The following is a 16172-nucleotide window of genomic DNA, read 5'->3' as shown; positions in this document are numbered from 1 at the left end:
CGTTAGCAAAGACTTCCTCGCTGCTCTGACATATGTCGGGGCGGCAGGGGTAACCCTTGTCGATCGAAACCTCGAAAGCAGAATCATCATGAAGACTCAACATTCCCTGATCGCTTTGGCCATCCTTGGCCTGGGCTCTGCCACTCAAGCTGCGCCGCTGACTCCGACTCAGGCGGCCGATGCTACTGCCGCCGGCAACGCCATCTACGTCTCGGGCTCCTCGGCACTCCGCTTCTCGCTGGCTTCCGGCTTCGTCTCGATGTGCCAAGCCGGCACCATCACTGTCTTCGGCAACACGAACGGTAGCGCTGCCTCGGGCAACAACGTGCGTGGTTACGCATGTACGCTGGCGAAGGACATCAAGCCGAAGAGCGGTGGCGCCACTGCCTTCCTGGCCGGCACGAATGTGGTGTTCAACAAGTACGACGCTGGCGGCTCGATCAACGGCATTCAGCCGCTCGTCAAGAACACCGCGCTGCCGTACATGACCTACAGCGCCGCCGGCTGCACGGCGACGGGCAACGCTCGCAGCGGTACCTTCGATCTGACCATCGTCGACTACTCCTGCCCGCAGAACAGCAATGTCGTTCCGCAAATGGGTGTTTCCGACGTCGAAGCCGCGACTATCCAGAACAAGCTGAACCTCGCCACCGGCACGACCGCTGTTGCCACGAATACCCTGACGGGCGGCGTCCACTCGGTCGCAATGGCCGGCGTGGCCGTCAACCTGCCGCTGTATCGCGCCCTGCAGGCCGCTCAGAGCCTGACCCTCGACGATGCCGAAGCCAATGCTCCGAGCCTTCCAGTGGCTTTCCTGGCTGCCGTCGAAACCGGCAATGCCTCGCCGCTGGTCGGCACTGGTTTCAATGCACTGATTCCCAGCGACGGCAGCAACAGCGCTAGCGATAGCGCTGCTGAAGCCGTGACCTATTGCACCCGTGCCAATGGTTCCGGCACGAAGGCGATGCACAACGCTTTCCTGTTGAGCACCCCCTGCTCCAACCAGGGCCTGACTCCGGCCGGTACCGCTTCGCCGAACGCTTCGGTCACTGAGATTGGCAACAACGACGCCGTGCTGAACGTCCAGACCAGCACCGGCAACGTGATCGCCTGTCTGGGTGGCGCGGCCGCCGACAACTCGAAGACGACGGGTGGCCAATTCAAGAAGTGGGCCATCGGCATCGTGGGCTCTGAGAATGATCCCGCGGCTAGCGGCACTCTCGACAACGCTTGGCGCTTCGTCAAGGTCAGCGGTACTTATCCGAGCCAGGCCAACGGCCAGAGCGGTGCTTATCCGATGACCTACGAGAACTACATGTACTGGCCGTCGTCGGGTCTGGCCTCCAAGTACAGCCAGTTCGCCAAGTGGTTGCAGACGGACGCAGTCACGCCGCTCGCGCTGGCCGCCACGCCGGACGCCGGTACGCGCAAGGGCATCCTGTCGATCGCTGACATCACTGATCCCGCTTACTCGGGCGTGACGAACTACGTTGCCCGCGCCAGCCGTCAGGGCAGCAGCTGCAAGCCGCAAGTCTTGGTCCAGTAAGAAGCCAGTGACGACGCCTCCGCACCGGCTTAGACCGGTGCGTGGAGGCCTCTTAAGAAGCAGGAGTCCGCGGTCTACGCGGACTCCTTTGAATTTTCTGATGGCCGCGTTCGCCGGCCCATATCGATTGCTTGACTGATCTCTGCAGGGAGCTTGCTATGACCGGCATCCGCATTTCCGCATGGGCCCTCGGCCTCTCACTCCTCTTAGCCGCGACGGCACAGGCACAGACCACGCTGTCCAAGGACAACGACCCCTCTCTGATCCTGTTGATCTGGGATCCGGTGAACAAGGTTTCCTACAGTCGCGATACGGGCTTGCTCGGTTCGACCCTGTACGACCAGCTGTCTGATGCCGGCAGCCAGCAGTTCTGGACTCTTGACCCTGCTGTCGATACGAATTTCAAGAAATTCGTTGATGCCACTGACAAGTTGGACAACGACCTGTGGATGGTCATCGGCGGTGGCAAAGCAGGTTCCGGTAACGGTCCAGGCAAGCAGGTGGTGTTCACGACAATGAAGAACACGACCGCGAACGGTGTTCTCAACCCGCAGTGGGATTTTCTGACCAAGAAGACGAATCTCCAGGTGCGCTCGCAGGCGAGCAATTTCGAGACAAATCTCTATACAGCCCTCGAGGGAGGCAACAGTACGGGATCAAGCTACGCAAGTGCGCCATCGGGCTTTGCCTCCAGTTTCGATACGGCGAGTTCAAATGCCTATGTCGGCAACCTGGGGCAACTCCTTGGTGACATCGAGACCGGTCTTTCAGGTGGCGAAGCGATGTTCGGTGGAGCCGATGGATTCGACACCGGTAACGCGCTTGGTGCTGGCGGTAGCTCATCGTGGTTCTACTACATGACACCGTCAGACTTGAAGACGAACTCGATAAGCACGGTTTCCGCTTTCGCCAACAGCGCCTACGACGCCTACTGGGGCCTCGCCCGAACCACCAACACCGGCGGCCAGCAAGAACTGGTGCTGAGCTTCACGATGCAAGCCTCTGTCACCAGCACGACGACTGCCGCCGGTGCCGTGCGCCGCAACCAGACCGACTACACCGCCGGCTACGGCATCGCCAAGCCGATCAGCACGCCCGGCGGCGAGTTCGCCGGTTGGGTGCCGTCGAGCGAGCTGCTGGGCGGCGGTACGGTGTCGGCGGTGCCGGAGCCGACCAGCGCGCTGCTGATGGCCTTGGGTCTCGGCGGCCTCGTGGCCGCGACGCGCCGGCATCGCCGCGGCTGAGCGAGTGATGGCTGTTTTCTCTCGGATCCTGCTGCTTGCGCTGACGACCCTGTTGCTGACGACCCCGGCCGGCGCGCAGCCGGCCGAGGCGCCGCGCTTCGACATCATGGAGTTCCAGGTGGTCGGCAACACCGTGCTGCCCGACTCGCAGATCGAGCAGGCGGTGATGCCCTTCATGGGTCCGCAGCTGAGCCTCGACCAGGTCGAGGCCGCGCGCATGGCACTGGAGAAGCTCTACCAGGGCGCCGGGTACCTGACCGTGTTCGTCGACATCCCCGACCAGCGCGTGGACGACGGCGTCGTGCGGCTGCAGGTGACCGAGGGCAAGGTCGACCGGCTCAGCGTCACCGGCTCGCGCTACTACGCGCAGGGCCGCATCCGCGCCGGCGCGGCCGAGGTCGCCGAGGGGCAGGTGCCGAACTTCAACGTCGTGCAGCAGCAGGTGGCGGCGCTGAGCCGCAGCGAGACGCGGCGCGTGCAGCCGGTGCTCAAGCCCGGCGCGCTGCCCGGCACGGTGGACGTGGAGCTGAAGGTCAGCGACCAGCTGCCGGCCGGTGCCTCGATCGAGATGAACAACAGCCATGCGGCCGGCGTCGTCGCGCCGCACGTCGTCGCGAACCTGCACTATGACAACTTGTTCCAGCGTGAGCACAGTGCCTCGCTGACTTTGATGGGCACGCCGACGGCGCCCGAGCAATCGAAGGTCGCAGTCGCCGGCTACGCGGTTCCGTTCGATGACGGCGACAGCCTCAGCGCCTCGCTGATCTGGTCGAACAGCAACGTCGCCACGCTGGGTGGCACACAGGCGCTGGGCAAGGGCACGACGCTGGGCCTGCGCTACCTGAAGTCGCTCACCGCACCGTGGAACGGCTGGCATGCGCTGACCGTCGGCGCCGACTACAAGGACCTGCAGGAGCAGACGGTGTTCGGCGGCGGCAGCATCTCGACGCCGCTGCGCTACGTGCCGGTGCAGGCCGCCTACAGCGGAGGCTATGGCAGCGAGCGCTGGCTCTCGCAGTGGAACCTGACCCTGAACTACGGCTTCGCGCCACTGCTGCGCCGCGAGGTGCCGAACTGCCCGAGCGCCAACGGCGGTATCGCGCCGGTCGACCAGTTTGCCTGCAAGCGCGCCGGCTCCGACGGCAGCTTCACCACCGCCAAGCTGGACCTGCGGCAGACCTTGCAGACGGCCGACTGGGGCCAAGTGAGCCTGCACGCCGTCGGCCAGCTCGCCAACGAGCCGCTGCAGAACTCCGAGCAGTTCGTGCTCGGCGGCGTCGACACGGTGCGCGGCTACTACGACTCCTCCGCGCTCGGTGACGGCGGCCTGTTCGGCTCGCTCGAATGGCGGCGCGACTTCGCACCGATGCTGCGCCGCGCGGCCGGCGAAGCCGCCAGCGCCAACCTGCGCGAGATGACGCTGCTGGCCTTCTTCGACGGCGGCCGCGTCTACACGCAGCACGCGCTGCCCGGCACGCCGGGCCACGAGACGCTGGGCAGCGTGGGCCTCGGCCTGCGCTTCCAGAGCGCCACCGGCCTGAGCCTCTCGCTCGATCTCGCACGCGCCTTCAAGGACCTGCCCGGGCAGGCGGTGCCCGGCTCCTATCTGCACGTCCGGCTGGGCCAGAAGCTCTGATTGAAGATGACCATGAAGTACTCGCCGTCTCCGTCGCCCGCGCCCGCTCCGTCGCAACTCGTGCGCCTGCGCGCGATCACGCCCTGGGCGCTGTCGCCGTTGGTCGTCTCGGTCGCTGCCGCCTGGCCGCTGCCGCTGCTGGCGCAGAGCAAGGTGCCGGCGCTGCCGCCGGTGGCGCCGCTCGCGCTGCCGGTGCCGGCGACCAGCGGCTGGCGCTCGAACCCGGCCGGTGCCGCGTTCCCGGCGCCGACGACCCCGGGCCAGCTGAACATCCAGCAGACGGTCCCGCGCGAGATCTACAACTGGCAGAGCTTCAACATCGGCTCGCAGGCCGCGGTCACCTTCAGCATGCCCACCGGCGGCGGCGCCGCGCTGAACCGCATCGCCGACCAGAATCCGACCCAGATCTTCGGCAAGCTCAGCGCTACCAACGGCGGCGAGATCTTCCTGATCAACGCGAACGGCATCCTGTTCGGCCAGGGCGCGCGTGTCAACGTCGGCGGCCTGTTCGCCAGCGCGCTGAACATCAGCGACAGCGAATTCATGGGCGGCATGACGGCCTCGATCGCCGCCGGCACGGCGGCCTTCCAGTACCAGGGCAGCGCTGACAATTTCGTGGACACGAAGAACTTCGTCCGCGTGGACAAGGGCGCCGAGATCACCACCACCGAAGGCGGCCGCATCATGCTGTTCGCCAAGCGCGTGGAGAACGCCGGCACGCTCAGCTCGCCGGGCGGCCAGGTCGTGCTGGGCGCCGGCGGTTCGGCCTACCTGAAGCTGCCGACCACCGAGATCATCTACGCCTCCGAAGAGAACCCAGCCGTGCCCTCGCTGCGCGGCCTGCTCGTCGAGGTGGGCGCCGGCCCGGCCGGTGCGGCGGACAAGAACGGCAGCGCGCTCAACGACGTCGGCGGCCTGATCACCACGCCGCGTGGCAACAGCACGCTGGTCGGCATGGCCGTCAACCAGATGGGCAAGGTCTCGGCGACGACCAGCGTCTCGCAGAACGGCTCGATCCTGCTGCTGGCGCAGGGTGGTGCGACGACGCAGACCACCACGCTGCCCGGCACCACCACGGTGACATCGCTGGGGCGCTCGACCACGACCGGCACGCTGATCCTGGGCCCGAACAGCGAGACGACGATCGCCCCTGACAACAACGGTGCCGACGGCAAGCCGCTGCTGTCCAGCGATAACGCCACCTTCGTCGCCTCGCGGATCGACATGGTCGGTCGAACGGTCTCGCTGCAGGCTGGCGCTCAAGTCGTTGCACCCGGCGCGGACCTGAGCATGCGTGCACTCGCCGTGCCCGACTATCCGTTGGTGGACGATCGCACCCTCGTTCCGAGCGCCGACAAGATGGCGCCCGATGCCAACGTTGTGATCGCCTCCGGCGCCCGTATCGATCTGTCTGGCACAACCGACACCGAGGTCAGCGTCGCGCGGAACTTTGTCACCACCGACTTCCTCGGTAGCAACGACCTTGCCGATGCACCGCTGCAGAAGGACGGCCTGCTCTACCAGAACAAGGTCACGGTCGACATTCGCGACAGTTCGCCAATCCTCGGCTCGCTGGCGAGCTACCGCAACGCGATCCTGCGCACCGCTAGCGAGCGCATGTCTGGAGGCGGCAGCGCGCGTATCTTCGCTGGCGGTGCCGTGCTGATGCAGAGCGGTGCCAGCATCGACGTGTCCGGCGGCGCGGTGAACTACACCGGCGCGCAGGTTGCGCCGACGATGCTGACGGCGCAGAACGGCCAGGTCTACTCGCTCAACAACGCGCCGGCCGACCTCGTCTACACCGGCATCAGCAATGCGTTCAAAAGCAAGGTCGTTTTCGACCGCTGGGGCCAGATCACCAGCTACGGCAGTACCGCCGGCGCTACGTATGCGCAGGGCTATGTGCAAGGCAGCGATGCGGGTCGCCTGCAGCTGCTGTCGCCGCGTGTGTTCATCGACGGCCGTCTCTCGGGCACAACGACGGCCGGCTACCGGCAGACGGCCGGGCTGGACGCGCGTGCCGCGCTTGGCCGGCTGACGCTAGGCACCGACCACAACCTTGCCGACTTCGGCAGCGCCAACTTCGCCGGCGCCGTCCTCGGCAGCTTCAGCCTCACCGCGGACGTCCAGCCCTTGGATGCCAGTCTGTTCGCGCAGGCTGCGCAGGGCAGCGTGGTCGCCCTGCTGCCCGCGAACTCGCGACTCAATGCTGCGCAGCTGAGCGGATCCGGCTTCGGCCAGATCACCATCGCGGCCGACGGCCGCATCAGCACAGCGGCGGGCACCGAACTGAAGCTGCCTACCGGTGGCACGCTGAAGTTGGAAAGCAACGGCGGCGGCGTGAGCTTGGCCGGTAGCGTCACCGCGCCTGCGGGGACCGTACAGATACAGAGCAGCGTAGCCGGCAAGGTCGAGGTGGCTGGCGGCGCGGAGATCGACGTCTCGGGTCAATGGCTCAATAGCCAGCTCAGTTTGTCGCAGGGCCAGCCGCTGGACGCTTTCGGCAGCGCTGGCGGTTCGATCTCGATCGCATCCGTCGATGCGGTGACCCTGGCTGCAGGCAGCCTGCTGAACGTGTCCGGCGGTGCCTTGGTCAACGGCAGCGGCAGCATCACCGGCGGCAATGCCGGCAGCATCGCGCTGAGCGCGGGTCAGTCCCAGGCCACGCCGGATGCGGCCACGCGTGCACTAAGTCTTGGCGCCACGCTGGAGGGCTGGTCAATGGCCGCCGGCGGCAGCCTCAGCCTGACGACGCAGTTCGTTCGGGTCGGTGCCGCGCAGGCCGGCGATGCCGCCGGCACGTTGGACCTGGGTACGGACTTCTTCAGTCGCGGCGGTTTCGCCTCGTTTTCTCTCGATGGCCGTCAGTCGCTGAGCTTTACGCCAGGTACCGCGCTCGCGCCTGTCGTGCAGATATGGATACCGGGCGTTGGCGCAGCGCTCGCTGCAACCGGCAGCGACGTAGCTTCGCTGATGACGGGCCGCGCCGTCGCTGGCACGCTGCCGCAGGCACTGAAGCTCGGCTTCAAGTCCAGCGGCCTGGGCATCAGCTCATTGCCAGCCGGCAATCTGCTGATGCCGGCGAACGCCTCGCTGGCACTACCGGCACAGTCGAGCGTTTCGATGAGCGCTGCGCGCACGCTGGAGATGGACGGCCGCATCGTGGCACCGGGCGGCAAGGTCAGTCTCGACGCCGCATCGCAGACTGTCGATTTCGACCACGCGCTGTATCTCTGGCTCGGCAGCACAAGCGTGATCGATGTCTCTGGCGAAGCACTGATCACCCCGTCGACCGACGGTCGGGTCCGTGGCAGCGTCCTGGCGGGCGGCAGCATCAGCCTGACGGCTGGCGGCAGCAACTACACGCCGAATACGGCGGCCGCAGCGACGAGCCTGGTCTGGCAGGAGGGCAGTCAACTGCTGCTGAACGGCGCATCCGCGTCGCTGGACGTGACAACGCTGGGTTCCGCAGGTCAGCAGACGCTGCGCCAGACGGTGGCGAGTGCCGGCGGCAGCCTCGCCATTACCGGCAACTTTGCGATGACGCTGGAAGGCCGGGCGCAGGCTCGTGCCGGTGGCAGTGGGATGGCGGGTGGCAGTCTCAGTGTGACGTTGAATGCCGGCAGCAAGCAATTGAGCGACAACACGCCGCCGCCGCTGCGTAGCCTCGACTTGGTTGCCGACGCGCTGCACACGACGGATGGCCTCACGTCTGCTTCGCTGGCGAACGCCTCGGCCGCCAGGCTCAGCGGAGATTCGGCGCAGTTGTCCGCCACGCTGCTGCAGGACGGTTTCGTGGACCTGAGCGTACAGGCCGCCGACCGCATCGGCATCGACGCCGGCGTGCGGCTGAACCTGGCGCGCCAACTGAGCCTGGATGCTCCAGTGCTGGCGATGAACGGGGCCGGCAGCGCCTCGCTGTCTGCCGCGCAGCTCATCGTCGGCAATGATCTTCAGCCGGTGCAAAGTCCCGCGGGAACGCCGCGTGCCGCAGCGCAGGCCATTGGCGGCGATGGCGCGCTGAGCCTGTCTGCGGGTAGCGCCGTGCTCGACGGTGACCTGGTGACGCAAGGCATCGGCCGTCTCGCGATCGTGAGTGCTGGAGACTTGCGTCTGCAGAAACATGTGATCGAGAGCGGCAAGCCGATCACCGGCAGCCTGCAGACGCTGGCCGATCTGAACCTCTCCGCGCAGCAGATCTACCCGGCCACCGGCACGGCCTTCACGATCTCGGCACCCGACCACAAGGTCACGATCAGTGGCGGCGACCCGAAGAGCACCGCGCCGCTGAGCGCCGGCGGCAGCTTGACGATCAACGCCGCCGACATCGCCCAGAACGGCGTGCTGCGCGCGCCGATGGGCGGCATCGCGCTGAACGCCAGCGACAGCCTGACGCTCGGCGCTGGCAGCCTCACCTCGGTCAGCGCCGCCGGCCAGCAACTGCTGTGGGGCACGATCTCCGGCAGCAACTGGCTGGCGCCGGACGGCAGCACCGCGGCGCTACCGCCGACGAAGAACATCACACTGTCCGCGCCCGAGGGCAGCATCGCCGCCGACGGCAAGGCGCAGCTGGACCTCAGCGGCGGCGGCCAGCTGCTCGCCTGGCAGTTCGTGCCCGGCCCGGGCGGCTCCACCGACATCTTCAGCGGCAGCACCGGCGCCTTCGCGCTGGTGCCGACGGTCAAGGGCCTGGCGCCCTTCGACGCCACGCTGGCCTCGACCTTGCCGGGCGCTGGCAAGCAACTGCAGATCACCGGCGACGGCGGCCCGATCCCGGCCGGCACCTATACGCTGCTGCCCGCACGCTACGCGGCGCTGGACGGCGCTTTCCTCGTGCAGGCAGCCTCGGGCGGCGCGACGCTGGCGGCAGGCACCTCGCTGAAGAACGTCGACGGCACCAGCCTGATCGGGGCGCGTCTGGTCGATGCCGGCACCGGCTTCGGCGCGGCGCAGTCCAGCACCTGGCGCGTGATGAGCTCCGCCCAGGCGCACAAGCGCGCCGAGCTGGATCTGACCGACGCCAACACCTTCTTCGCCGCGGCAGCGGCCAACCAGGGCAAGACCCGACCCTCGCTGCCGGTCGATGCCGGCCAACTGGTGCTCAACGCTGCGGCGATGCAGTTCGATGCCTCGATCGCCTTCGCGCCGGGCCGCGTCGACGCGGCGGCCGGCAGCTCGACGCCGGCACTGCAGGGCCGTGGCGGCGAGGCCTTCATCGTCTCTCGCGACATCGTCATCGGCGGTGCGGGTGCCGACGGCGCCCTGGTGCTCTCCGCCGACATGCTCAACCAGCTCGGCGCGCAGACGCTGGTGATCGGCGCCACGCCGGACGCCGCCGGCGGCGACGGCGCGTTGAAGGTCGGCGCCGAGTCGATCCGCATCGGTGCCGGCGAGCTGAAGGTCGCCGACCTGATGCTGGCTGCGCAGCAGGACGTGAGCGTCGGCAGCGGCGCGAAGATCACCGCCGCGTCGGACGCGAGCGGGGCCGCGCCCGGCGTGCAGTTCAAGCTCAGCGGCGACGGCGCGGCACTGCGCGTCAGCAATGACGCCAACGCCGGCTTCACCCGCGACGGCGCGCAGCGCGCGGCCGGCGACCTGGCGATCCAGTCCGGCGCCGAGCTTCAGGCCGGTGCCGGCAGCATCAGCCTCGACGCCACGCGCCAGCTCACCGTCGATCCGTCCGCCAAGTTCGGCGCGGCATCGATCGGCCTGGGCGCTGGCGAGGTGCAGATCGGCGGCACCGAGGCCGCGCACACGGGCAGCTTGCTGCTGTCCACGGCGCTGCTGCAGCAACTCGGCGGCAGCGCGGCGCTGAAGCTGCGTGCCTATTCGAGCATCGACTTCGCTGCGGGCGCCACGCTGGGCAGCGGCGACAAGCCGCTGCAGCTGGTGCAGCTCGACGCACCGGAAATCCTGCTGCTGGGCGATGCAGCGTCCGCCGTGTATGCCGACTCGCTGCTGCTGGGTAACAGCAGCGGCAAGGCCGCGTCGGACATGGGCGCGGCAGTCGGCACTCTGGCGCTGAATGCGACCAAGAGCATCACCGTCGCCGGCGGCACCGAGGCCCTGTGGCTCGGCGCGGTCAGCAGCACGCTCAATGCCGGCCAGGACCTGATCGTGGCCGACGGCGCCAAGCTGCGGGCCGCCGGCGACCTGGGCCTCAGCGGACAGCGGCTGATCGCCGCCGCGGGCGCCGAGGCCACCCTCGGCGCGCAGGGCACCTTCACGCTCACCGGCAGCGGCGGAACGCTGTCGACCTCGACGACCGGAGCGGGCGCCGGCGCCTCGCTGACGATCAGCGCGCAGAACATCCGCCAGGCCGGCGCGATCGTGCTGCCCAGCGGCCAGCTGAAGCTCGACGCCGGCGGCGACCTCGTGTTCGACGCCGGCTCGCAGACCCTGCTGCAAGGCCAGCGCACGGTCATCGACCAGCACAACATCGACACGCCCGCTGGCAGCCTCACGGCCGTGGCGCAGGCGGGCGATCTGCTCGTCGCGTCCAGCGCGACGATCGACGTCTCGGCTTCGGCCGGCGGCGATGCGGGCGCTATCTCGCTGTCCGCGCCGCAGGGCGGCGTCTTCGTCGACGGCCGCTTGCTGGGCCTGGGCAACACGACCGGCCAGCAGGCGCAACTGAGCATCGACAGCGGCAGCGCGATCCCGGTGGGCGCGCTGATCCAGCAACTGGCCAACGCCGGTGCCAATAACTTCAGCGGCGCGATCACGCTGCGCCAGCGCAGCGGCGACCTCGACGTCGATGCGGGCACGCGCATCCGTGCATCGAGCATCAGCCTCGAAGCCGACGACGGGCAACTGAGCGTCGCCGGCGTGCTCGACGCCTCCGGCGCCCAGGGCGGCAGCATCGCGCTGTCCGCCGGCAGCAACCTGCTGATCCAGTCGGGCGCGCAACTGCTCGCCAACGCAACGAGCGCCGGCGGCAATGGCGGCACGATCGAACTGATGACCGACCACGGCCTGCTGGCCCTGCAGTCCGGTGCCGTGTTGGACCTGAGTGCCGGCGCGGCTCCGCTGGACTACAGCACCGGCGCGAGCGCCACGCACGGCGGCGACCTGCTGCTGCGCGCGCCGCGCGTGCAGTACGCGGGCGGCTCGCAGGACGTCAATATCGACCGCATCGACGCCGCCATCAAGGGCCTGCGCCGGCTGGACGTGGAGGGCGTCAAGGTCTACGAGAGTTCGGACATCGAGGCGGGCTTCTCGTCGGCACCGGCGCCTGCGCCGGGACCGGCTCCCGCACCTTCTCCGTCACCTTCTCCGTCACCGTCGGCTTCACCTTCGCCGGCCCCATCGCCAGCACCGACCCCATCCCCGGCGCCATCGCCATCGCCTGCGCCCGCGCCGGAACCGGCCCCCGCTCCATCGCCGTCGCCGGCACCCGAGCCGGCGCCAGCGCCGTCTCCGAGTCCGGCACCAACGCCCGCGCCAGCTCCGACCCCCGCGCCTGCACCCACGCCGGCCCCCGCCCCGACGCCCGCGCCGGCGCCGTCCGGTCCGTTCGATCCGAACGGCAACGCCAGCACGACGCAGCCGCCGCCGCCGCCCTTGCCACCCCCACCGCTGCCTCCGCCGCCGCCCCCGCCACCTCCGCCGCCGCCACCCCCGCCCTTCGACCCGAACGGCAACGCGAGCACGACCAAGCCGCCCGCGCCACCGGTGCCGGCACCGCGCGCCAGCGGCCTCGGCGTGGCTGGTGGTCGCGCCTCGTCGTCGACGGCGGCTGCGACAAGCACCGCACCCTCGCTGCTGTCCGGCGCGACGCTGGTCGCCGTCGACAAGTCCTCGACCCTGGGTGTCGAGACCGTCTTCGCCGACAACTACGCCTTCACCGGCGAGCAGGGCAGCAACGCGCAGGCGATGGCACAGCGCCTCGTGGCCAGCCAGCCGGGCCTCATCGACAAGCTGACGATCCATGCCGGCGTGGAGGTGCGTTCCACGGGCGCGCTGACGGTGGGCACCGACATCGCCGAGCAGCCACTGAACCATCTCGATCGTGCCGCGGCACCGAACCTCGGCGGCATGTCGCTGAGCCTGCGCGCGGCCGGCGACCTGACGGTCCAGCACAACATCAGCCTCGGCTTCCAGCCGACCGATGGCAGCGATTCGCGCAGCAGCTCACAGGACACCTCGGAGTGGGTCGCGATCGACGGCAAGGCCGGCTCGATCCGCCTCGCCGCCGGTGCGGACCTCAGCGCGGCCGACCCGCGTGCCGTCGTCAAGAGCATCGCCCCCACCGGCGGCAACCTGCTGATCGGCAGTGCCGACGGCGCCAGCACCGTGGTCGTCCGCACGACGGTCGGCTCGATCGCGCTGGCCGCGGCGCAGGACGTGCGTCTGCTGGACGAGCAGGCGGCCGTTTACACCAGCGGCGCGCCGGTGCTGAGCTTCACCGCGCCGCCCGCCGCCAGCCCGCAGGGCGACGATGGACGCAGCCACGCGCTCGACGGCACGGCGACCAACCCCGGCACCGGCGGCAACGACAACGCCAGCCAGAACCTGCCGCCGCCGCCACCGCTGCCGGCCGGCAGCCCGCCGGCACCGAATCCCTCGCCGAGCCCGACACCGGGTCCGAGCCCATCGCCCGGCCCGAGCCCTTCACCGGGGCCGTCGCCGGCTCCAGGCCCCGCGCCGGCGCCGTCCGGTCCCTTCGATCCGAATGGCAACGCCGGCACGACGCTGCCGCCCGCGCCGCCGCTGCCTGGTGGCGGCAATGCGCCGAGCCCCGGCCCGTCCCCCTCGCCTGGCCCTTCACCGAGCCCGGGCCCCAGCCCCGCTCCGGCCCCCGCGCAGACTCCGGCACCGGTGCCCGCGCCTGACAACTTCCCGTCGGCCAGCCTGCCGGTCAGCCTGTCCGTCATCAAGAACCAGCGCGTGATGGTCGACGGCACGACGACGCCCTTCCTTGATGGCGGCGGCGCGATCAGCGTGAATGCCGGCCATGACGTCGTCGGGGCCACGCCTTCAACTGCGGACAGCGTCAGCACCTGGGCCTACCGCGCGTCAATCAGCAGCACCAACGGTACGCAGGCGGCCTGGTTCTCGCGCTATGACCTGTTCAAGCAAGGCATCGCGACCTTCGGCGGCGGCGATGTGCGCATTCGCGCCGGCAATGACCTCGTCAACGTACGCACGGCCGCAGCCAATAGCGGCTGGGTCATCAACGGTAGCGGCACGACTGCCACACAGGTGTGGCAGTTTGGCGGCGGCTCGGTTTATGAGACAGCCGGCCGCAACGTCGTCAACGGCAGTGCCTATGCCAGTGGCGCGACGTTGCAGGTGAAGGCCGGCGGCCAGATCATGGCAGACGCCGACCTCAGCAACGCGGATGAACACGGCCTGCAACTGGTTTACCAGGATGGCGCCGTGCGCGTCAGCGCGGCACGTGACATCACTGTGGCCTACGCATCCAGCCTCGCCAGCCTGATGGCAGAGTCGGAAAACGGCAATGCGGCGCTGCGGGCCACGGTCACCGGCATGTCCAACGAGGCGTCACTGAGCCTGCAGTCAACGGCTGGTGACGTCAGCTACCTCGCCACGGCGCAGCCGTTGAGGGGCAACAGCCAGGCCGATGGACTCACTGGCCAACTGCCGGGCAGCGTGAGCTTCCAGGCGCCCGTCGGTTCGGTGAACCTCGGCGCGGTAGCGCAGATCAGCACACAGACTGGCGGCTTCGAGGCTCTGGCTGGCCAGGACCTGAACGTCTCCGACCTCATCGTTACAGCGGCCGGTGCGCCGCCAGTGGCCGCAGCGGTGAGCCGCACCGCCGCAGCCACCGGACAGGGCAACACCACGGCTAACGGAACAGGTCTGCTCGACGCCAGCGACCGCAGTCCGCTCGAACTCGTGGCCTCGGAAGGTGATGTCAACATTGGCGGCGGCGGCATCGACAGCGCTCGGCCGGTGCGAATGATTGCAGGCCGGGACATCGACTTCGTCGTCTCCAGCAGCCTGCTGGTGCAGCATCAGCCACAGCGCCTGGCCGCCGACGGCACGTCGATCGGGAGCGTCTCCGAGCTTACGCTGCTGCAGGCGGGGCGCGATGTACTGATGGGTAGCGATCTGGATGGCGTCGTCAGCAAGATCCAGGTGGCGGGACCGGGTGACTTGGTCGTGCTGGCCGGTCGCAACATCGATCTCGGTGTTAGTGCGGGCCTTACCTCGATCGGTAACACTGGGACAAACCCGAGCAGCGCCGGCCCCTCGCCGAGCGTGCTGCTGCCCAGCCGCGGCGCCGACATCACGATGGTGGCCGGCCTGCGCGCGGACGGGCAGGACTACCTAAACGCGACCAGGCAGGGCTTCGCGCTCGTGGGCGTGAGCGGCCTCGCCGGCCATGCCGGCGACCTGTACGCGCTGGTGAGCGGTGCACCGGCGGTATCAGCGGCTTCGTTCAACGCGCTCGGCGGTGCGCAGCAACTGGCCGCGCTGCAATCGCTGCTGGGCAATGCGGCGTACACGAAGGCGCTGTCCGCCTACGCGCAGTCGCTGCCCACGCGCGCCGATGCCGGCGAGCAGGCGATCCGCATGGCGGCGCTGCTGGGCAAGGCGCCCGGCGATGCCGCGGTAGTGGAGGCACTCGCCAAGACCACATCGCAGACGCAGCCCGCGTGGAGCAGCCTGACGCCCGCGCAGGCGCTGGCCGCCTTCGGCATGCTGACGCCGGACCAGCAGGCCACGGCCGTGCTGCCGCTGCTGAGCCAGGCCTTCGCGGCACTGCCGGCCGCCACGCGCTACACGGCGCTGGCCGGCTTCGCCACTGCGGCGCAGAAGGACGCGCTGGGCGACTACGTGCGCAAGGTTACCGGCAACGCGTCGCTCAGCGATGCGGCCGCCGCGCAGTTGTTTGAGACCTTGCCGCTGGAGCGCCAGGCGGTGTGGCTCAACAGCGTGCTGGTCGGCGAGCTGCGCAGCGCCGGCCGCGCGGCGGCCAAGGCCACCGACGACCTGACGCAGGCGGCCGACTACGCGCTGGGCTACCGGGCGATCAACCTGCTGTTCCCGCTCGGCGATGAAGGCCGACCGGCCGGCGACATCCTGATGCCGACCAGCCAGGTCAAGACGACGATGAACGCCGGCATCACCTTGATGACGCCAGGCGGCGGCGTCGACGCTGGCGAGGTCGCGTCCACCGGCCAGGCCAAGAACCCGAGCCAGCTGGGCATCGTCACCTTGAACGGCGGCGACATCGCCGGCGTCGTCCGCGACAACCTTGCGGTCAACCAGTCGCGCGTGTTCACCGTCGGCAGCGGCAATCTGTTGCTGTGGTCGTCGGAGGGCAATATCGACGCAGGCCGCGGCGCGAAGACCGTCGTCGGCGCGCCGGCGCCGGTGCTGCGTCTCGACTCGACCGGGCACCTGTACTTCGACACCTCGGGCTCCTTCAGCGGCAGCGGCATCGCCGTGCTGAACGCCGCCAGCGAGCTGGACCTGTACGCGCCGTCCGGTGCGATCAGCGCCGGCGAAGCGGGCATCCGCTCGGCGGGCAATGCCTTCTTCGGCGCCAAGACCTTCATCAACACCTTCGACTTCAGCGTCGGCGGTACGACGGCCGGCGCACCGCCGCCGGCCCCGGCCGCCACACCGGTCGTCGCACCGGGCGCGAGCAACCTGGCTGCCAACGCAGCGAACGCCGCCGCGCCGGAAGGCGACGACGACGCCCGCAAGAAGCGCCGCTCGCGCCGCCAGCTGCTGCTCGAGTTCCTCGGCTTCGGCGGCAACACCTGACCCC

Annotated in this window: 4 protein-coding genes; all 4 read left to right on the top strand. The window is 69.0% G+C overall.

Going from position 1 to position 16172, the window contains the following annotated elements; genetic code table 11:
• Positions 1 to 88: 88 nt before the first annotated feature.
• The 4 genes from SNE35_RS02370 (at position 89) to SNE35_RS02355 (ending at position 16168) form a co-directional block, all read left to right on the top strand.
• The gene (locus SNE35_RS02370; RefSeq protein WP_320421199.1) at positions 89 to 1546 is read left to right on the top strand and encodes a hypothetical protein; all 1458 of its coding nucleotides are present in this window, start codon (positions 89 to 91) and stop codon (positions 1544 to 1546) included.
• Between the two features lie 158 nt (positions 1547 to 1704).
• The gene (locus tag SNE35_RS02365) at positions 1705 to 2790 is read left to right on the top strand and encodes a PEP-CTERM sorting domain-containing protein (protein WP_320421198.1); all 1086 of its coding nucleotides are present in this window, start codon (positions 1705 to 1707) and stop codon (positions 2788 to 2790) included.
• 7 nt (positions 2791 to 2797) lie between these two features.
• Positions 2798 to 4426, top strand: coding sequence for a ShlB/FhaC/HecB family hemolysin secretion/activation protein (locus tag SNE35_RS02360; protein ID WP_320421197.1), 1629 nt, complete (start codon positions 2798 to 2800; stop codon positions 4424 to 4426).
• A 12-nt stretch (positions 4427 to 4438) separates the two neighbouring features.
• The gene (locus tag SNE35_RS02355; RefSeq protein WP_320421195.1) at positions 4439 to 16168 is read left to right on the top strand and encodes a filamentous hemagglutinin family protein; all 11730 of its coding nucleotides are present in this window, start codon (positions 4439 to 4441) and stop codon (positions 16166 to 16168) included.
• The last annotated feature ends 4 nt before the right edge of the window (positions 16169 to 16172 follow it).

Source organism: Roseateles agri, from assembly GCF_034043675.1.
In the GTDB taxonomy this organism is placed as follows: domain Bacteria; phylum Pseudomonadota; class Gammaproteobacteria; order Burkholderiales; family Burkholderiaceae_C; genus KK5.
The sequence above is the reverse complement of the archived record's forward strand: the minus strand, read 5'-3'. Positions and strand labels throughout refer to the sequence as shown.